This window comes from Rhodanobacter sp. FW104-R8, assembly GCF_001617365.1.
GTDB lineage: Bacteria > Pseudomonadota > Gammaproteobacteria > Xanthomonadales > Rhodanobacteraceae > Rhodanobacter.
Genome location: NZ_LVJR01000028.1, coordinates 68,419 through 87,249 on the forward strand (window position 1 = coordinate 68,419; position 18,831 = coordinate 87,249).

Below are 18,831 nucleotides of genomic sequence, written 5' to 3' on the forward strand. Positions count from 1 at the left end.
CCACCCACTCCAAGGAATCCCCATGAAGACCTACAAAGTCGGCTATCTCGTCGGCAGCCTCGCCAAGGGCTCGATCAACCGCCTGTTGTCCAAGGCGCTCACCCGCCTCGCGCCGCCGGGGCTGGCGCTGGTGGAGATCCCGATCCGCGACCTGCCGCTGTACAGCTACGACTACGACGCCGACTACCCGCCGGTGGCGCGCGCGTTCAAGCAGGCGATCGCCGACGTCGACGCGGTGCTGTTCGTCACGCCGGAATACAACCGCTCGATCCCCGGTGCGCTGAAGAACGCGATCGACTGGGCCAGCCGCCCGTGGGGCAAGAACTCGTTCGCGCGCAAGCCATCCGGCGTGATCGGTACCTCGCCCGGCGCGATCGGCACCGCAGTGGCCCAGCAGCAGCTGCGCGGCGTGCTGTGCTTCTGCAACTCGCCGCTGATGAACACGATGGAGGCGTACATCCAGTTCAAGCCGGGGCTGATCGCGGAGGACGGCACGGTCAGCGACGAATCCACTGCCGAGTTCCTGAGCAACTACATGAAGGAGCTGCACCTGTTCATCGAGCGCGTGCTGACCGTGCTGCCGCGCGAGGGCTGAGCGAAACCGCGGCGGGCGCATGGCCGGATCCGCCATGGCAGGGACTCCGTCCACGCGCCTGACCGTGCATGCCGCCCTGGCCGGCAACCTGCTGGTCGCCGCCACCAAGACCGTGGCGGCGGCATGGACCGGCAGTTCGGCCATGCTCAGCGAGGCGGTGCATTCCTTCGTCGACACCGGCAACGAGATCCTGCTGCTGTACGGCATGCGCCGCTCGCGACGCCGGGCCGACCCGGAGCATCCGCTGGGCTACGGCCGCGAGCTGTATTTCTGGAGCTTCATCGTGGCGCTGCTGGTGTTCGCGCTCGGCGCGGGCGTGTCGCTCTACCAGGGCATCCTGCATGTCCGCCAGCCGCGGCCGATCAGCCACCCGCTGGCGAGCTACGCGGTGTTCGGCCTGTGCTTCCTGTTCGAGGGCACGTCGTGGCTGCTCTCGTTGCGCCAGTTCAAGGCTGCCAAGGGTCCGCTCGGTTACTACGAAGCCTTCCGCCGCAGCAAGGATCCGCCGTCCTTCATGGTGCTGTTCGAGGACAGCGCGGCCCTGCTCGGCATCGCGATCGCCGCCCTCGGCACGTTCGCGGCCACCACGCTCGACGCGCCCGTATTCGACGGCATCGCCTCGATCCTGATCGGCCTGGTGCTCGCCGGTACCGCCGCCCTGCTCGCGCGTGAAAGCAAGAGCCTGCTGATCGGCGAGCGTGCCGATCGCCGCCTCAGCGCTTCGATCATGCGCATCGCGGAAGCGCAGGGCCCGGTCTCCCGCGCCAACGGGCTGCTCACCGTGCAGCTCGCGCCCAACCAGATCGTCGCCGCACTCAGCCTGGCGTTTGCCGACGACATCCGCGCTTCCGACATCGAGGAACTGGTGCGCACGCTCGAACTGCGGATTCGCCGGCTCCACCCGGAGGTCGTGGCACTGTTCGTGAAGCCGCAGACCCACCGGGCTTTCCGGGAAAGCGTCCACCGCCGGGCAGGCGAGCCTCCGGAAACCGGATGACCGCCGCCCGGCGAAGGCCGGGCGACGGTCATCGTGCTCCTCCGGCTTGCGCCCTATTTGCTTCCGATCTGTGCGTCGACGCTTGCCGTGCCGCCGCCATTCCTGACGAACCACAGCAGGCCGCCGGCGATCGAGAGGTTTTTCATGAAATTGATCGCCTGCGCCTGGTCGGCGAAATGCGTGTGCGCGACCAGCGCCGAGCCCACGCTGAACAACGCGATCACGGCCGCCACCCAACGGGTCTTGAAACCGAACAGCAGGGCCAGCCCGCCACCCAGTTCGATCAGGATCACCAGGGGCGTCACCAGGCCGACCATGGGGATGCCCATCGAGGCCAAATAGCCTTCCGTGCCGCTGAACCCGGTCAGCTTCTGCCAGCCGGAGATGATGAAAAGCTGCGCCATCAGGAGGCGTGCCACTACGCTGATCAACTTGTCCACGACGTTCTCCTCGGATCTCGTCAGATTGAATATCCCGGCTCGTCCAGGACGGGCGGCATGCCGGGATTGGGCTTGAACCTCGCAACATCAACATGGCCGGATGACCAGCGGTCACACACGTCATCCGGCTGCGATCATCACCCTGGAGACGACGGCACGCAATCCATCCGCAGGCCCGGACGGTAAACGCGGTTGCCCACGGTTGCGGGTGTTCCGCGGGTTCCGATGAGGGAAGGCCTTCCGCTATTTCCTGCGGCAAGGCACCCCGTCCGCGCCTTGCCCCTGGCCGCTCCGGACCATCACCTTTCTTGTACCGCCGGTGGCATGGTTTTTCCGAACCGGCAGCCCGCCCGGTCGCCGGCCGCACGCCCATCCACGGGGAAACCCACGGCACCGGAGGACCTCGACAGCGTTGCCGCGCGCCGCGAGAGCCCGGCCGACCCCTCGCGTGGCCGACGTGCTGAAGCCGCCCACCTTCGCCTGCGGCGCGTACGGCAGTTGGACCAGCAAGCCCCCTGGCGGGGTGTCTCAAAAACAGGTGGCACCAGATTGGGGAATGAACGGAACTGGTGGTGACCGACGCGGGGCGCGCGGAGCTGATGGCACGGCTGGCGATCCGCAAGGCGCCTGCGTTTCCATGCGAACTTCATCTCCGCCTGTGCCCCTTGGCTCACTCGGGTCGAACGTTCTCCCGGCAAGATCAGCGAGCAAAGGATCAGGCGCAGCACACGCACCCGCGGGCAGATCTGGAGCAATACATTCGCGAGTACGTCGACCGGCGCAACGCCGATCCCAGGCCTTTCGTCCGGCACAAGAGCGCCGGCACGATTCTCGCCAAGCTTGCGCGGGCAACGGCCAACCTTGTTCAAACTTGTTTTTGGGACGCGAGCCAGGGATGCCCTGGTTCGCGCGCCAGGTCACCCGGCATGCCTTGCCCGGACCCGCACCGGACGCCAGCCCCCATCCGTGAAGCGACCGTGTGATGGCCGGCAGGTGGGCAGAACGGTCATGCGGCAAACTTGTCGATCAATGCGGTTCCACAACGAGCATCGTGAATCCGCTTACCGGCTTGCCCTTTACCGCACTCTTCGCGCCCACCAGGAAAATCTCGTGCGCTGCGGGGTCAAGTGCCAAGGTACGCGCGCTTTTCAGCGTCGGGACGGCCTTTGCGGAGGAGTAGTGGTCTTTGTCCACCTGGTGGATCACGTCCAGCACGCCTTCCCGGCTCGAACTGAAAACAGTGTGGGTCCGAGCATCGTAGGCGACCGCATCGGGGGCCTTGCCGATCGGCAGCCTGGCGACCTGATGGCCGGAGCCGGCATCCGTGACGATCAGCCATCCGTTCGCGCACACGGAAAACAGCCGCTGGTTCACCGTGTCCAGTGCGAGACCGGTCGGGCCTTCGCATGGCGACAGGGACCAGGTCTGCTTTACGGCATTGGCCCTTGTATCGATATGCGCCAGCTCGCCCTTGTCCTCGAGATTGACGTACACGTTTCCATGCCCATCGCTTGTGGCGAATTCGGGGTTGCCCGCAAGGGCGATGGTCTGCAGCTCTTTGCCGAGCCTGGGATCGATCACGCTTATGCTGTTGCTGTCCCCGTTCATCGTCAGGACGTGCGACGTCGCGCTGTCGTAAATGATGGCGTCGGGATCTTTTCCGCCAACGGGAATGCTGCCTGCCACGGCGAGTGTCTTGAGATCCACGACGCTGACATCGTTCGCGTCCCCGTTGGTGACGTAGGCACGCTGCAGATCCGGCACCAGCGCAACGCCATGTGCGTGTTTCATCCCCGGGATCTCCTTGACCACCTTGCCGCTTTTCGTGTCGACAACCATGACCCGATTGTCGCGAGCGACGAAGAGATGATTGGTGGAAGGGTCGAGCGTCAAATAGTCCCAGCCACCCGATCCTCCCAGCGCGTACTGATGCGTAACCCGGTAGTTGCCCGACGGTGGTGCGGCAGCCCATGACGGAGCCACGACCATGCACGCGAGGGCCAGAACCCATGCCATTGTCTTCAATTGATCATCCTCAGCTACGCAAGTTGACTGACACGCCGGTGGCGAGTCTAGCCAGAAGGACCACGCATCGGCAGCTTACGGATCGGTAAGTGCGCAGCAACTTGTCTGTCACAGCCCCCACCTAGCTTCGAGGGACTTCCCACTCCCCAGCCCCACCACGCTCCGCGCGGTGGAACGGATGGTTTTTCCCCGATTGAGGCCAGCTCGATGCACCGTTCAAAATTACGCGTTGCCCTGCTTAGTTGCACCATCCTCTCGTGTCTCGGGGCACTGAGCGCGCCGACGGATGTGCTTGCTTTTGCGACTACGGCGTCGGATACGCCGGCCCCGGCGCATGACGGCTCGATAGCGGGCGACACTGCCAACGCAAGTGGCGCCGATCGCCAGCGCAGGCAGAAGTCCAAGCAGGAAGTAAAAGACCTGCAGGGAGTCAGTGTTGTAGCCCCACGCACGTCCGATGACATTGCCCGCAAGACGCAGGAAAACGCGCCCAACCTGATCAATATCCGTACCGAGGAACAAATCCGGGCGCTGCCCGACGTGAGTGCCGCCGAAGCCGTTCGCCGCATTCCCGGCATCTCGCTGGAAACCGACGAGGGCGAAGGTCGTTACGTCAATATCCGCGGATTCGACGCCGATCTGAACAGCACCACCTACGCTGGTGTCCGGCTTCTTCCCACCAACAATGCCTCGCCGTTCGGCGGTTATCGCGGCGTGGCCCTGGATTCCATCCCGGTGGGCTTCATCGGCGCCGTCAAGGTGACGAAGTCGAACCTGCCGAGCCAGGATGCGGAGGCCCTCGGCGGCACGATCGAAGTGCTGCCGAAACGGGCCCCCGATGAGCAGGGCGCGTTTTTCGAGGGCAGCGCGGGCGGTGGTTACGAGCCGCTGCGCGGCACGCCGATCAGCGAATTCTCGCTGGTGGGGGGTGGCCGATTCGGTCCCTTCTCGATCGTCCTGACGGCATCGGGCCACAACGATTCACGCGGCATCGATGACGTCGAGCCCGCCTATTTCAACGATTCGGCGCATCCGTACCAGGCGGTGAACGATATCGAGCAGCGCGATTACGAGCTGCATCGCCGGCGCCACGGCTACGCGATGGATATCGACTATCAGCCCGATGACAACAACGACTGGTATTTCCGTGCCTTCGATGCGGGCTACACGGAAAGATACAAGCGCCAGTTCATGGACATCCTGCCTGACGGCAACACCACGGTGCTGTCGAACGGAACGCTGCAGGACACCCTCTCTTTCCCTGGCGCGATCACCAAATCGCTGCGCGACGAGCAGGAAACGTCCACCGAGCGACTCTACATGCTGGGCGGCAAGAACATCCTGGGCGACACGACCGTGGACTATCACGTCGCCTACGTCGAGGGCACGTACAAGAAGCCCTTCGACTACAGCTCCACGTTCACGTACAACTCCCCCTCCACGCCAGCGGGGCAAATCACGTACAGCCCGACGGGTCCCGGCCACGTTCCGGTCTACACGCTCTCGAACGCGCCGGGCTACCTCGATCCGGCCAACTACGCACTGACCAGCCTCAGCAACAGCAAGGCGTACAACTTCGACCGTGAAATGTCGTACGCCATCAATTCCGATACGCCGGTGAATTGGGGGAGCCTGACGGATCAAAACCTGCGGTTCGGCCTGAGCGTGCGCCAGCGGCATAAACGGACGACGGCACAACCGTACACGCTCAATCCCACTGCCCTGCCTTTGACCGCCGTCTCAAGCGGCTCCAACGAAACCTACTACGACGGGCTCTACCAGAACGGCGTGGATATCGCCCCCGGCGCCTTGCGGGGCATCTTTGGCCAAGGCACGATCGAGGCCGGCGATGTATTGAGCGCCCAGCAGCAGTACCTCGACGCGCATGAGGACATTTCCGCGGCCTACGGCGAATACACGGGCAGCTACGGCAACCTCGGCATACTCGCCGGCGTTCGTTTCGAACAGACGCATGATCGAAGCGGCGCATTCTCCGCCGGCATGGACGCCGCCGGCAATCCATTCGCGTATCCGATCAACATCAAGCACAACTACGACAATTTCTTCCCAAGCCTCCAGTTTCGCTATGAACTGGCGCCCGACACGATCCTGCGCGCGGCTTATTCGTCGACCATTGGCCGTCCGGGCTTCAACCAGGCCAATCCGGCGCTGGCGATCGACGTTGGCTCGGGCATCGTCACCACCGGCAACCCGTCGCTGAAACCAGCGACGGCCAACAGCTTCGATTTCAGCGTCGAGCACTACCTGGACGGTGGCGGCATCATGTCCGCCGGGGTGTTCGACAAGGAAATCTCCAACTACATCATCCCAATCGAGACGACCCAGACACTGCCGAACGACAACCTGTACCCGGGCAGCCCGCAGCCGTTCCATATCTTCACGTTCGAAAACATCGACTCCGCATACGCACGCGGCCTGGAGCTGAACTGGGTTCAACAGTTCCGCAACCTGCCGGGATGGCTCGATGGCCTGGGTGCCAGCGCCAACTACACTTGGGTCAATTCGCGCATCCAGATCCGTCCCGGCGAGTATTCGCTGCTCCCGTCGACATCGAAGAACACCTGGAACGCCTCGATCTTCTACAAGCGCGCTGGTCTCTCGCTGAACCTGGCGGCCTATTCGGTATCGTCCGACCTGTTCGGTATCGGCACCGATCGCACCAGCGACATCTACAACGCACGCCGCACATCGATGGACTTCAGCGCCAGCTACGAGTTTCCGGCAGACTGGTCGATCTATTTCTACGCCAAGAACCTGCTCGATACGCCCCATGCATTCTATCAGGGCACTCCGGACCGTCCGATCCAGCGCGAGTTCTATGGGATAACCTACATGGCAGGTGTGCGCTTCGAGTTCTGATCGGATTCGGGACGACATGCCGGTATCCGGCCGCGCCAGCCATCGTGGACCGCGCCAACTTCAACGGGCCGGTCCACGGGCGTGTGGCGATCCTTCCACATGCCGTGCCGGTCTGATTGGAGTCGGCTTCCACGCCGGCTGGCCCTTGAGCGCACTTTGGATAGCCGTGCCCGACGCAGCGAAGCAATCGCCTCATGAACATCCTGCTGATCGAAGACGACGCCGAGACCCAGGCCTATATCACCAGGGAGCTGACGAAACTTGGCCATGTGGTCGAACAGACGATGGACGGCCGGGAAGGGTTGCAACGCGCCTCATCGCAGGAACACGACGTACTCGTCATCGATCGCATGTTGCCGGGACTTGACGGCATGAGCCTGGTGAGAGCGTTGCGGTCGGCGCGCGTGGTTACGCCGGTCTTGATGCTGACGGCGTTGGGCGACGTGGATCAGCGCGTCGAAGGCATCGACGCCGGCGCCGACGACTATCTTTCGAAACCCTTCGCATTCAGCGAACTGGCGGCTCGCGTCAGTTCACTGGCAAGGCGGATGCAAATGGTGGCGCCTTCGGAGACGTTGCTGCGCGTGGCCGATCTCGAACTGGACCTGCTCAAGCGCGAGGCCTGCCGGGGCGGTCACGTCATCGACCTGCAGGCGCGTGAAATCCGCCTGCTCGAATACCTCATGCGTCATGCCGGCCACATCGTCACCCGCGCAATGCTGCTCGAAAACGTGTGGGAATATCAATTCGATCCACGGACCAGCGTCGTGGAGACGCACATGAGCCGGCTTCGCGCCAAGATCGACCGCGGCTTCCCCGGCGGCGAACTCATTGATACGGTGCGGGGCGCAGGTTACATACTGCGCTTGCCGGACAGACACTGAATCGTGAACATCCGCACCAAGGAGCAGATCTCCCGGCTGTTGCACAGCGCCGCATTTCGACTCGGCGTTCTGCAAGCCGCATCGTTCGCCTTCGCGGCACTCGTGCTGTTTGCGATTACCTGGGTTTCCGTAAGCGGCTATGTCACCGCACAACTCCGTCAGGAAATCAGCGACGAATCGAGCGAAATGGCCGCCGTGCCCGGCAGCATTCGCGTGGCCTCGATCAACAAAGCCGTTGCTCATGCGCAAAAGGGAACGTTCTTCTACGGACTGTTTTCCCCCCGTGGCGATCGCATCGCGGGCAGTCTGACAAAGATGCCGCCGTCACTCGGTTGGACCAGGTTGCACGAACTTCGCCACATCGATAGCAAGCACTCCGTGCCCGGCCACCTTCTGATCAATTCGTCCCGTCTCGAGGACGGCAACATCCTGGCGGTGGCCCACGGGACGTTGCAGGCGGACCAACTGAATGAACTCCTGTTGCAGTCCTTCATCTGGGCCGGGCTCGCGGCCGTGGTGCTGGCACTGGCCGGTGGCGTGCTTACGGCCAGAAGTTACCTGAGCAAGGTCGAGACGATCACTCAGGCCGCCTCGAACATCGTCAAGGGCGATCTGGGCACGCGAATCGTGATAACGGATCGCGACGACGAATTCGACCGCCTCGCCCGCTCGCTGAACCGAATGCTGGCCCGACTTCAGTCACTGATGGAGGGCATGCGCCAGGTCTCCAACGACATCGCCCACGATCTGCGTACACCTTTGACGCACTTGCGCCACAAGCTTGAAGCCACGACGCTTCAGGTCACCAGCGTCGAAGGCTACCGGGAATCCTGCACGACGGCTTTGGCCGATGTCGACCATGTGCTGGCTACCTTTGCGGCTTTGCTCAGGATCGCGCAAATCGAGAACCAGAAGCAGCAGGAAAACTTCACTGATGTTGATCTCTCGGGCTTGCTTGGCGTGCTGGTCGGCGATTTCGCACCCGTATTCGAGGATCAGGGCCGCAGTCTTCATGCCCGAGTCCATCCGGGCGCGATTGTGCGCGGCGATGCGATGCTGTTGACGCAGATGTTCGCCAACCTGGTCGAAAACGCGCTGCATCACACCCCGCCCCACACGCCCGTATTTCTGTCGTTGCTGCCGATGCCCGGATGTGTCCGGGCGATTGTTCGCGACACGGGACCAGGCATCCCGAAGCACGAGCGCGAACGCGTACTGCAACGCTTCGTCCGCCTGGATTCCTCTCGAAGCACGCCCGGGAGCGGCCTCGGACTCGCGCTCGTGACCGCAGTCGCCCAGCTGCACGAGATCACGGTAAGCCTGGGCGATGGCGAACCCGGCCTCGCCGTGCAAATCGACTTTCAACGGCCCGCCTAGGTGCCGCGCAAGGCCTCGCGCCGATTCAGCATGCAGACACGCGACCGGCCGCCGCCCCGGTCCACGGGGCGCCTATCGCGCGACCGCCAATGACGACGGGTGCCGCAGCGCCCGTCGTTTTCAATCCCCCGATGTCTCCGCGATCGGGGCGGGCAATACATCTGGAACTCCGGCAGATGCGTACTGGCGCGGCGCGTGGTGGCCGCCTTCATCTTCACCTCGATGCAGGCGTCCGTGAACGCGCCGCCGGTCTTGAGGAAATCACGATCCTTGTCCGGCGCTTCCAGCTCGGCGTCGAGGCTGGAGCACACCTGCGGGATGGTCTTTTCTTCATTCATCGGCCGGTGCGCCCACTGAATAGCCATCGAATGCGGTCGACACCCGCCGAGGGTTCGGCACTCTCCACGCCTGTCGACAGCATCCCGTTATTTCTTGCGGCAATGCGTTCCGCCACGTTCCCCCAACCATCTCGAATCTTCACGTCGCCTTGCACCGTAACCAGAGTAAGGTCGGCCCGCCTTGGCGACTGTCCCAGTCGCCAGCTGCACGGCAATCCGCAAGGGGGAGGGTCATGGCACCGGAAGAACCCGACAGCGTCGCCGCGCGCCGCAACGGCCCCGTCGACCCCTCGCGTCGCCGCCTGCTGGCGGGCCTGCTCACCGCGTACACCGCCTCGCTGATTCCCTGGGCGCTGGCGCAACCCGCACCGCATGCCGACCGCGGCGCGTTCACCGCGCTCTCCGCGATCCTGGTCGGCCGGCAGGCGCTGGATGCCGCACAGGCAACCCGCCTCTACGACGCCCTCGCTGCCGCGCACCCGAACTTTCCGGCCGACGTGCAGGCGCTGCTGACCCTGCTCAACGAACGCCACATCGATCCGCAACAGCTGCAAGGCGTGCTGGACGGCGAGCATTCGCCGCTGGCGCCGTTGCCGCGGCAGATCCTCGGCGCCTGGACCCTCGGCGTGGTCGGCAGCGGCGAAGGCGCGCGCTGCGTCGCCTACGAGACCGCGCTCAACGCGGTGATCGTGGCCGACGTGCTGAAGCCGCCGACCTACGCCTACGGCGCGTACGGCAGCTGGGCCAGCAAACCTCTTTAGTCAGGAGTGCAATCCGATGTCCGGACAGCTATCGGCTGACATCGTGGTGATCGGCTCGGGCATCATCGGCTCGCTGGCGGCGCGGCGGCTGGCGCAGCAAGGCGCCTCGGTACTGATCCTCGAGGCGGGACCGCGACTTGAACGGGCCCGCGTCGTCGCCGCGTTCCGCAACTCGCCGATCAAGGGCAACTGGATGGCGCCGTACCCGCCCTCGCCGTGGGCGCCGCATCCTATCTACGTGCCGCAGGACAACGGCTACCTGAAGCAGGCCGGGCCGTATCCCTACCCGGCCGAGTACATCCGTGCCGTGGGCGGCACCACCTGGCACTGGGCCGCGCAGGCGTGGCGGCTGGTGCCGAACGACGTGCGCATCAAGAGCCTGTACGGCGTCGGCGTGGACTGGCCGCTGAGCTACGAGGAACTCGATCCGTGGTACCAGGAGGCGGAGGAGATCCTCGGCGTGGCCGGCGCCGACAACACCGGCTCGCCGCGCCAGCATCCGTTCCCGATGGAACCGGTGGCCGAGCCGTGGTCGATGCGCCGTTTCCGCGAACGGCTGGCGCCGGCCTATCCGGTGGTCGCCAACACCGTGGCGCGCAACAGCCGCGGCTACGACGGCCGCCCCGCCTGCGTGGGCAACAACAGCTGCCAGCCGATCTGCCCGGTCAACGCGCAGTACCTCGGCATCAACGCGGTGGAGGCGGCCGAGGCCGCCGGCGCGAAGGTGGTGCCCAATGCGGTGGTCTTCCGCATCGAGCACGACGCCAAGGGGCGCATCGCGGCGGTGCACTACTACGCGCCGGACAAGAGCGAACACCGTGTCACCGGCGCCACCTTCATCCTCGCCGCGAACGGCATCGAGAGCCCGAAGCTGCTGCTGCTGTCGGCCAGCGACAAGTATCCGAACGGGCTGGCCAACAGCTCCGGCATGGTCGGCCGCCACCTGATGGACCACCCCAGCACCTCGCTCACCTTCTACGCCGACGAGGAACTGTGGCTGGGCCGCGGCCCGCAGAGCCCCAGTTCGATCAACACCCTGCGCGACGGCGCGTTCCGCTCGCAGCACGCGCCGTACCGGCTGGACTTCACCAACATCTCGCAGGTGCTCAACGTCACCGGCGACCTGATCAAGGAGGGCGTGTACGGCGCGGAGTTCGAGAAGCAGCTGCGCTGGCGCGCCGCGCGCCAGGTCAACGTGAAGAACGTGCTGGAGGTGCTGCCCAATCCCGACAACCGCATCACGCTCAGCGCGGAGAAGGATGCCATGGGCATCCCGAAACCGGAGGCGCACTACGCGATCGACGACTACACGCGCCGCGCCGCGGAAGTGTCCAAGGCCGACTTCGCCCGCATCGCCGAACTGATGGGCGGCACCGGCCTGCGCTACAGCGCGGAGGGCCAGTTCGCCAACAACCAGCACATCACCGGCACCATGAGCATGGGCAACGATCCGGCGAGCTCGGTGGTCGACGCGTTCGGCCGCACGCATGACCACGAGAACCTGTTCGTCTGCAGCACCGGCGTGATGCCCACTGCGGCCACGATGAATTCCACGCTCACCGGCGTGGCGCTGGCGCTGCGCACTGCCGAGCATATCCTGCCGGCGAAAAACGCACACGCAGCCACCGCGCATAGCAGCCACGAAGCGAGCCTGGCATGAACGCATCGATCCACTGCCTTCTGCTGCTCGGCCTGCTCGTCGCCGCGCCGGCCCATGCCGCCGACGCCACCGATGCCGCGCTGCTGCAACGCGGCCAGTACCTCGCCACGGCGGGCGACTGCGTGGCCTGCCATACCGCGCCCGGCGGCAAGCCGTACGCCGGCGGGCTGACGGTGCCCACGCCGGTCGGCAACATCATCAGCACCAACATCACACCGTCGACCAACGCCGGCATCGGCAACTACACCGAGCAGCAGTTCCGCGATGCCTTGCGCCGGGGCATCCGCGCGGACGGCGCGCGGCTGTACCCAGCGATGCCGTATACGTCGTACGCGCAGGTCACCGACGACGACGTGCATGCGTTGTACACGTACTTCATGCACGGCGTGGCGCCGGTGGACAGCAAGCCGGCGCCGACCCGGCTGCCGTTCCCGTTCAACCTCCGCCTGTCGATGGCGGCGTGGAACCTGCTGTTCCTCGACGGCAAGCCGTTCACGCCCGACCCGGCCAAGGGCGCGGCATGGAACCGCGGCGCCTACCTGGTGCGCGGGCTGGCCCACTGCAGCACCTGCCACACGCCGCGCAACCTGCTGATGGCCGAACAGTCGTCGCGCGAACTGGCAGGCGGCGCCGTCGGCACCTGGCGGGCGCCGAACATCACCTCCGACGTGAACAGCGGCATCGGCGGCTGGAGCGAACAGGACCTGGTCGACTACCTGAAGCTCGGCCATGCCCGCGGCAAGGCGCAGGCGGCCGGACCGATGGCCGAGGCAGTCGACCACAGCCTGCAGTACCTCGAACCCGCCGACCTGCAGGCGATCGCCACCTACCTGAAGACGGTGCCCGCGCAACACGACCCGGCCGACACCCGCGCCGTCGGCAGCTGGGGCGCCGCGTTCAACGGGATGGCCGACCAGCGCGGCACCGCCCTGCCCGACGACACGGCGCAGTGGACCGGCGCGCAGCTGTACGACGCCCACTGCGCCAGTTGCCACCAGGCCAGCGGCGAGGGCAGCTTCGACGGCGGCCTGCCGCCGCTGTTCCACAACACCGCCACCGGGCGCGCCGATACCGGCAACCTGGTGATGGTGATCCTCGAGGGCATCCGCTGGACCAACGATTCCGGCGTGCACATGCCGGGCTTCGCACACGCGCTGTCCGACCACCAGGTCGCCAGCCTGGCCAACTACCTGACGCTGCGCTACGGCAATCCCGTCGCGCGGATCACGGCGACCCAGGTCGCCAGCCTGCGCGCCGGCGGCGCGCCATCGCACCTGGCCGCGCTGGTCCGGCTGGCGATGGTCGTGGTGGTGGTGCTGATCCTCGCCATCCTCGTTCTGTGGCGCCGGCGCAAGCGGCGCCGGACTTCCTCCGGCCAGGCCTGACCCTCATGCGCCATCCACCCTGCACCATCCCCGGCCTGGTGCTCGGCAGCGCGTTGTGGCTGTGCACGTTGCCGGCCCTGGCGCAGCAGGCCGGCGGCTGGCTCGGGCGGCCCACGCTGACCGGCGACTGGGGCGGCACGCGCACGCAGCTGCAGGACGACGGCATCGCCCTGCGCGCGCACTGGACCACCGAGAGCGCGGGCAACGTTTCCGGCGGCCATCGCCAGACCGCGCGCTACACCCAGCAGCTCGACCTCGGCGCGGACTTCGACCTCGACAAGCTGTGGGGCGTGCCCGACGCGAAGATCCAGTTCACCGTCACCGACCGCCGCGGCCGCAGCCTCAGCAATGACGCGCTGGGCAACCAGTTCTCGGTGCAGGAACTCTACGGCGCCGGCCAGAACTTCCGCCTGGCCGAGCTGAACTGGCAGCAGGATTTCCTCGACCACCGGATTTTCCTGCAGTTGGGCTGGTCGCCGGTGGGCGACGACTTCGCACGGCTGCCGGCGTTCTGCAATTTCCAGAACGGCATCATCTGCGGCCATGCCAACGCGATGACCACCAACAGCGGCGCACACAACTTCCCCACCGCGCAATGGGGTGGACACGTGAAGTGGCACGTCACGCCGGACTTCTACGCCACCGTCGGCGCCTACCTCGACAACCCCAACGGCGGCAACCGCGACCAGGGCTGGAACCTCAGCCTCAAGCACCGCGGCGTGTTCGTGCCGGTCGAAGTGGGCTGGGCCACCGGCGGCGGCAGCGGACAGCTGCCCGGCAATCTCAAGCTCGGCGCGTACTACAACACCTCCGGCACGCCGGACGTGTCCAGCGACGTCAACGGCCAGCCCGCCGGCCTCACCGGCGCGGCGTTCGAACATCACGACGGCCGCTCGGGCGGCTACTTCATCGCCGACAAGATGGTCTATCGCGAAGGGCCCGACACCAACCGCGGGCTCACCCTCGGCGCGATGGCCGGCGTGGGCGACGAAGCCACCGCACGCTTCCGCTACTTCTGGGTCGTCGGCGGCCACTACCAGGGCACCTTCCCGGGCCGCGACAACGACGTGGTCTCGTTCATGGCGGCCTCGGCGCGGATCAACCCGCGGCTGACCCGCTACCAGCGCGACCGCGACAGCGTGAAGCCCGGCGCCGTGCCGATCCAGACCTACGAGACCGTGCTGGAAGTGGACTACGGCGCGAAGATCGCACCGTGGCTCATGCTGCGCCCCAACCTGCAGTACATCATCCGCCCCAACGGCACCGGCAAGATCCCCGACGCCTTCGTGATCGGCCTGTACACGCAGGTGACGTTCTGAATGCGATCCCGCCGCTGCACCAACGACAACGGGCGCCGAGGCGCCCGTTGCTTTGTTCACACGGACAGCGCGCTTGCAGCCGGCCTTGATCAGAGCGAGTAGTACATCTGGAACTCCAGCGGATGCGTGCTGGCGCGGTACTTGGTCACTTCCTTCATCTTCACCTCGATGTAGGCGTCGATGAAGTCGTCGGTGAACACGCCGCCGGCCTTGAGGAAGTCGCGGTCCTTGTCCAGCGCTTCCAGCGCGGCATCGAGGCTGGAGCACACCTGCGGGATGTTCTTCTCCTCTTCCGGCGGCAGGTCGTACAGGTCCTTGTCGGCCGGCGCGCCGGGGTCGATCTTGTTGATGATGCCGTCGAGGCCGGCCATCATCAGCGCGGTGAACACCAGGTAGCCGGAGTTCATCGGGTCGGGGAAGCGCACCTCGATGCGGCGGCCCTTGGGGCTGGCCACGTACGGGATGCGGCAGCTCGCCGAGCGGTTGCGCGCGGAATACGCCAGCATCACCGGCGCTTCGAAGCCCGGCACCAGGCGCTTGTAGCTGTTGGTGGTGGAGTTGGCGAACGCGTTGATCGCGCGGGCGTGCTTGAAGATGCCGCCGATGTACCACAGCGCGGTCTGCGACAGGCCACCGTAGAGATCGCCGGCGAACAGGTTTTCGCCGTTCTTGGCCAGCGACTGGTGCACGTGCATGCCGCTTCCGTTGTCGCCGACCAGCGGCTTCGGCATGAAGGTGACGGTCTTGCCGTTCTGGTGCGCCACGTTCTTGATGACGTACTTCATCGTCAGCAGCTCGTCGGCCTTCTTCACCAGCGTGTTGAACTTCACGCCGATCTCGCACTGGCCGGCGTTGGCCACTTCATGGTGGTGCACCTCGACCTTCTGGCCCAGCGATTCCAGTACCTTGCACATGTCCGCGCGCAGGTCACCCAGCGAATCGACCGGGCTGACCGGGAAGTAGCCGCCCTTCACGCCCGGTCGATGGCCGCTGTTGTTGCCGTCGTACTTGTAGCGCGACGACCACGCCGCCTCTTCCGAACCGATCTCGTAGAACACCCGGCCCGGGTCGTTCTGCCAGCGTGCCGAATCGAAGATGAAGAACTCCGGCTCCGGACCGAAGAACGCGGTGTCGGCGATGCCGGTGGATTTCAGGTACGCCTCGCCGCGCTTGGCGATCGAGCGCGGGTCGCGGCCGTAGGCCTGCATGGTGCTCGGCTCCAGCACGTCGCAATGCAGGATCAGCTGGGTGTGCGAGCTGAACGGATCGAGGTGGGCGGTATCCGGGTCGGGCAGCAGGATCATGTCCGACTCGTTGATGCCCTTCCAGCCGGTGATCGAGGAGCCGTCGAACATCTTGCCGTCCTCGAACGTCGACTCGTCGATCGCGTGGGCCGGGAAGGTGACGTGGTGATGCGTACCGAGCATGTCGGCGAAGCGGAAGTCGACGAACTCGACCTCATGCTCCTGGATCAGGTCGAGCACTTTGTTGGCGGACATGGGACAACCTCGAAGGTGGATGGTGACTGGTCTTTGGCAAGGTCCATGCCAGCGGACAGAACCCTTGCCCGACAAGGGCCTGGCGGATGCCACGGCGGCGGTGACAGGCGCCGCGAGCAGCATGATGGTGCAAGATGTCTGGCGCATTGCACCATCATGGGTCGCCTATCACACCCGGCGACCGCCCGCCTCACGCATCGTAGGCGCTTTCGCCATGCGAGGTAATGTCCAGTCCCTCACGTTCGGCCTCGTACGGCACGCGCAGGCCGAACACCGCCTTCACCGCCAGGTAGGCCAGCACCGAAACCACGCCGCTCCAGAGCACGGTGATGCCCACGCCCAGCGCCTGCACGCCGAGCTGGTGAAGCACCGAATAGTCCGCCGCACCGGTGCCGCCCAGCCCCGGCGCGGTGAACACGCCGGTCAGCAACGCGCCCACGATGCCGCCGACGCCGTGCACGCCGAACACGTCCAGCGCGTCGTCCGCGCGCAGCAGCTTCTTCAGCCCGGTCACGCCCCACACGCAGCACAAGCTGGCCAGCGCGCCGATCACGATCGCGCCCATCGGCCCCACCGTGCCGCAGGCCGGGGTGATTCCGACCAAGCCGGCCACCGCGCCGGAGGCGCCGCCCACCATCGAGGCGTGCCCGCGCATCACCGCCTCCGCCGCCAGCCACGCCAGCACCGCCGCCGCGGTGGCCAGCAGGGTGTTGATGAAGGCCAGCCCCGCACCCGCGTTCGCCTCCAGGTTGGAGCCGGCGTTGAAGCCGAACCAGCCCACCCACAGCAGCGCCGCGCCGACCATGGTGAAGCTGACGTTGTGCGGCTTCATCGGCTCGCGGCCGATGCCCAGCCGCGGCCCGACCAGGTAGGCGCCGACCAGGCCGGCGACGCCGGCGTTGATATGCACCACGGTGCCGCCGGCGAAATCCAGCGCGCCCTTGGCGAACAGGTAGCCGCCGGGGCCGGCCCACACCATGTGCGCGATCGGCAGGTAGGCGAAGGTGAACCAGATCGCCGCGAACAGCAGCACCGCGCGGAAGCGCATCCGCTCGGCGAACGAGCCCACGATCAGCGCGCCGGTGATGCCGGCGAAGGTGGCCTGGAACGCCACGAACACGTACTCGGGCAATGACACGCCTGCGGTGAACGTCGCCGCCAGCGTGTCTTTCGTCACCCCGCGCAGGAACAGCTTGTCAAAATTGCCGATGACCGCGCCGCCGCCGCTGAACGCGAGGCTGTAGCCGTACGCCACCCACAACAGCAGCAGCAGCGAGAACACCGTCATCACCTGCATCAGCACCGACAGCACGTTCTTCGAGCGCACCAGGCCGCCGTAGAACAGCGCCAGCCCCGGCACCGTCATCAGCAGCACCAGCAAGGTGGAGGTGAGCATCCACGCCACGTCGCCCTTGTCGACCACCGGCGCGGGCGTGGCGGCGTGCAGCGCCGGCGCGGTCAGGCCCAGCAACAACAGCGGCAGCCACCTGCGGATGCCGCGCAACAACATCAGATCTTTCATGGCCTACCTCGCGGGATTCGGGTCAGAGGGCGTCGGCGTCGAGTTCGCCGGTGCGGATGCGGATCACCTGGTCCACGCCGGTGACGAAGAGCTTGCCGTCGCCCACGTTGCCGGTGCGGGCCGCACGCTGGATCTCCTCCAGCACGGTGTCGAGCTGGTCGTCGGGCACCACCACCTCGACCTTGAGCTTGGGCAGGAAATCGACCACGTACTCGGCGCCGCGGTACAGCTCGGTGTGGCCTTTCTGGCGGCCGAAGCCGCGGACTTCCGTCACCGTGATGCCCGAGACGCCGGCGTGCGCGAGCGCATCGCGGACCTCGTCGAGCTTGTACGGACGGATGATGCTGGTGACCATTTTCATGGGTGACTCCCGGAGGTGATGACGGTGATGCGGTGGATCAGAACGACCGGGTCACGCCCAGCACCGCGGTGGCGCGGCCCAAGTAGTGACCCTCGGCGTTGGTGTAGGCGGCGCGGCGTGCGTCGGTGTCGCCATAGGCCAGCGCCACCGACCACTGCCCGGCGAAGTTGCGCGTCACGCCCAGCTTCCAGTCGCTGTACGACGCACCCGGCACGTTCGCCACGTGCTGGTGCCCTGCATGCGCGTTGAGCAGCCAGCCCGGCGCGAACTCCTGGTTCCACGACAGGTCCACGTAGCTGCTGTGCCTGCTGCCGGCATAACCGAACAGGTTGGTGAACGCGTACGAGTACTTCAGCGACACGCTTTTCCAGGCCAGCGCGGCATAGCCCTCGGTGGTGTGCGGCCGGGTGAACCCCCGTGGATAGCTGCCCGGATACTGGTAGCGGTACAGGCCCGCGTCCCAGCTCCAGCCGCCGCCGAAGCTGCCGCGGCAGCCCGTGTAGAGGTCCAGTTCCACGCTGCTGGAGATCGGCGCGGCGGAGGTCGAGGCATCCGACAGCCAGCTCACGTTGCTGCCCCAGCCGCCGGCGTACCAGCCGCCGGCGTGGTCGTATTCGAGGCCGGCCTGCACCGCCGGCTGGCGATTGGTCTGCGAGAGACCGCGGAACAGGTAATCGCTGACCGCGCCGGCGTTGCCGACCCAAGTGCCGGCCGGGGCCCCGCCTGCGCGGACCAGGCCGGAAACGCCGAGCAGCAGGACAACCACGGATATCGAGCTTCGTCTCATG

Annotated in this window: 15 protein-coding genes and 1 pseudogene; 9 read left to right on the top strand and 7 right to left on the bottom strand. The window is 66.0% G+C overall.

The window, feature by feature from the left end; genetic code table 11:
- The first annotated feature begins 22 nt into the window (after positions 1-22).
- A complete protein-coding gene (locus tag RHOFW104R8_RS09190) occupies positions 23-595 on the top strand; it encodes an NADPH-dependent FMN reductase (RefSeq protein ID WP_068093859.1) in 573 nt (190 codons plus the stop codon).
- A gap of 34 nt (positions 596-629) precedes the next feature.
- The gene (locus RHOFW104R8_RS09195) at positions 630-1,592 is read left to right on the top strand and encodes a cation diffusion facilitator family transporter (protein ID WP_068093858.1); all 963 of its coding nucleotides are present in this window, start codon (positions 630-632) and stop codon (positions 1,590-1,592) included.
- A 53-nt stretch (positions 1,593-1,645) separates the two neighbouring features.
- On the opposite strand, the gene RHOFW104R8_RS09200 is transcribed toward RHOFW104R8_RS09195, so the two are convergent.
- Both RHOFW104R8_RS09200 and RHOFW104R8_RS09205 read right to left on the bottom strand, forming a co-directional pair.
- Positions 1,646-2,032 carry a DoxX family protein gene (locus RHOFW104R8_RS09200; protein WP_068093857.1) on the bottom strand — a complete coding sequence of 129 codons (387 nt, stop codon included), beginning with the start codon at positions 2,030-2,032 and terminating at the stop codon, positions 1,646-1,648.
- A gap of 1,026 nt (positions 2,033-3,058) precedes the next feature.
- A complete protein-coding gene (locus RHOFW104R8_RS09205) occupies positions 3,059-4,048 on the bottom strand; it encodes a YncE family protein (protein ID WP_235604380.1) in 990 nt (329 codons plus the stop codon).
- A 216-nt stretch (positions 4,049-4,264) separates the two neighbouring features.
- Between RHOFW104R8_RS09205 and RHOFW104R8_RS09210 the strand changes: the two genes are divergently transcribed.
- The 3 genes from RHOFW104R8_RS09210 to RHOFW104R8_RS09220 all read left to right on the top strand — a co-directional run bounded on the left by RHOFW104R8_RS09210 (position 4,265) and on the right by RHOFW104R8_RS09220 (position 9,198).
- A complete protein-coding gene (locus RHOFW104R8_RS09210; protein WP_068093856.1) occupies positions 4,265-6,937 on the top strand; it encodes a TonB-dependent receptor in 2,673 nt (890 codons plus the stop codon).
- Positions 6,938-7,131: 194 nt separating this feature from the next.
- The gene (locus RHOFW104R8_RS09215; RefSeq protein WP_068093852.1) at positions 7,132-7,821 is read left to right on the top strand and encodes a response regulator transcription factor; all 690 of its coding nucleotides are present in this window, start codon (positions 7,132-7,134) and stop codon (positions 7,819-7,821) included.
- A gap of 3 nt (positions 7,822-7,824) precedes the next feature.
- Positions 7,825-9,198: a HAMP domain-containing sensor histidine kinase gene (locus RHOFW104R8_RS09220; RefSeq protein ID WP_068093849.1), complete on the top strand. Its 1,374-nt coding sequence runs from the start codon at positions 7,825-7,827 to the stop codon at positions 9,196-9,198.
- Between the two features lie 155 nt (positions 9,199-9,353).
- Here RHOFW104R8_RS09220 and glnA (RHOFW104R8_RS17355) read toward each other — a convergent pair.
- A pseudogene (glnA, locus tag RHOFW104R8_RS17355) lies at positions 9,354-9,539 on the bottom strand (glutamine synthetase); the annotation flags it as partial.
- 230 nt (positions 9,540-9,769) lie between these two features.
- On the opposite strand from glnA (RHOFW104R8_RS17355), the gene RHOFW104R8_RS09230 reads away from it, so the two are divergent.
- From RHOFW104R8_RS09230 to RHOFW104R8_RS09245, 4 genes are read left to right on the top strand one after another with little or no spacing between them, the layout of a single operon-like run.
- A complete protein-coding gene (locus tag RHOFW104R8_RS09230) occupies positions 9,770-10,297 on the top strand; it encodes a sugar dehydrogenase complex small subunit (protein ID WP_068093844.1) in 528 nt (175 codons plus the stop codon).
- Positions 10,298-10,313: 16 nt separating this feature from the next.
- Positions 10,314-11,957 carry a GMC family oxidoreductase gene (locus tag RHOFW104R8_RS09235; protein WP_068093834.1) on the top strand — a complete coding sequence of 548 codons (1,644 nt, stop codon included), beginning with the start codon at positions 10,314-10,316 and terminating at the stop codon, positions 11,955-11,957.
- Entirely contained in the window at positions 11,954-13,342 is a 1,389-nt protein-coding gene (locus RHOFW104R8_RS09240; protein ID WP_068093832.1) for a cytochrome c, read from the top strand. The genes RHOFW104R8_RS09235 and RHOFW104R8_RS09240 overlap by 4 nt, the downstream gene beginning before the upstream one ends.
- A 5-nt stretch (positions 13,343-13,347) precedes the next feature.
- The gene (locus RHOFW104R8_RS09245) at positions 13,348-14,661 is read left to right on the top strand and encodes a carbohydrate porin (protein ID WP_068094034.1); all 1,314 of its coding nucleotides are present in this window, start codon (positions 13,348-13,350) and stop codon (positions 14,659-14,661) included.
- A gap of 89 nt (positions 14,662-14,750) precedes the next feature.
- Here the strand turns inward: RHOFW104R8_RS09245 and glnA (RHOFW104R8_RS09250) are convergent, their stop codons facing one another.
- From glnA (RHOFW104R8_RS09250) to RHOFW104R8_RS09265, 4 genes are all read right to left on the bottom strand, one after another.
- Entirely contained in the window at positions 14,751-16,160 is a 1,410-nt protein-coding gene (gene glnA / locus RHOFW104R8_RS09250; protein ID WP_068093831.1) for a type I glutamate--ammonia ligase, read from the bottom strand.
- Positions 16,161-16,350: 190 nt separating this feature from the next.
- Positions 16,351-17,682 (bottom strand): ammonium transporter, encoded by a 1,332-nt coding sequence (locus RHOFW104R8_RS09255; protein WP_068093829.1) that lies wholly within the window; start codon positions 17,680-17,682, stop codon positions 16,351-16,353.
- 22 nt (positions 17,683-17,704) lie between these two features.
- A complete protein-coding gene (locus tag RHOFW104R8_RS09260; RefSeq protein WP_068093825.1) occupies positions 17,705-18,043 on the bottom strand; it encodes a P-II family nitrogen regulator in 339 nt (112 codons plus the stop codon).
- Positions 18,044-18,080: 37 nt separating this feature from the next.
- A complete protein-coding gene (locus RHOFW104R8_RS09265; RefSeq protein ID WP_068093822.1) occupies positions 18,081-18,830 on the bottom strand; it encodes a TorF family putative porin in 750 nt (249 codons plus the stop codon).
- Position 18,831 lies beyond the last annotated feature (1 nt).

Coding starts and splice junctions, on each gene's coding strand:
- glnA (WP_068093831.1), bottom strand. CDS start 16,160: ATGTCCGCCAACAAAGTGCTCGACCTGATCCAGGAGCATGAGGTCGAG.
- RHOFW104R8_RS09205 (WP_235604380.1), bottom strand. CDS start 4,048: ATGGCATGGGTTCTGGCCCTCGCGTGCATGGTCGTGGCTCCGTCATGG.
- RHOFW104R8_RS09235 (WP_068093834.1), top strand. CDS start 10,314: ATGTCCGGACAGCTATCGGCTGACATCGTGGTGATCGGCTCGGGCATC.
- RHOFW104R8_RS09260 (WP_068093825.1), bottom strand. CDS start 18,043: ATGAAAATGGTCACCAGCATCATCCGTCCGTACAAGCTCGACGAGGTC.
- RHOFW104R8_RS09265 (WP_068093822.1), bottom strand. CDS start 18,830: ATGAGACGAAGCTCGATATCCGTGGTTGTCCTGCTGCTCGGCGTTTCC.
- RHOFW104R8_RS09215 (WP_068093852.1), top strand. CDS start 7,132: ATGAACATCCTGCTGATCGAAGACGACGCCGAGACCCAGGCCTATATC.
- RHOFW104R8_RS09195 (WP_068093858.1), top strand. CDS start 630: ATGGCAGGGACTCCGTCCACGCGCCTGACCGTGCATGCCGCCCTGGCC.
- RHOFW104R8_RS09190 (WP_068093859.1), top strand. CDS start 23: ATGAAGACCTACAAAGTCGGCTATCTCGTCGGCAGCCTCGCCAAGGGC.
- RHOFW104R8_RS09240 (WP_068093832.1), top strand. CDS start 11,954: ATGAACGCATCGATCCACTGCCTTCTGCTGCTCGGCCTGCTCGTCGCC.
- RHOFW104R8_RS09210 (WP_068093856.1), top strand. CDS start 4,265: ATGCACCGTTCAAAATTACGCGTTGCCCTGCTTAGTTGCACCATCCTC.
- RHOFW104R8_RS09230 (WP_068093844.1), top strand. CDS start 9,770: ATGGCACCGGAAGAACCCGACAGCGTCGCCGCGCGCCGCAACGGCCCC.
- RHOFW104R8_RS09245 (WP_068094034.1), top strand. CDS start 13,348: ATGCGCCATCCACCCTGCACCATCCCCGGCCTGGTGCTCGGCAGCGCG.
- RHOFW104R8_RS09255 (WP_068093829.1), bottom strand. CDS start 17,682: ATGAAAGATCTGATGTTGTTGCGCGGCATCCGCAGGTGGCTGCCGCTG.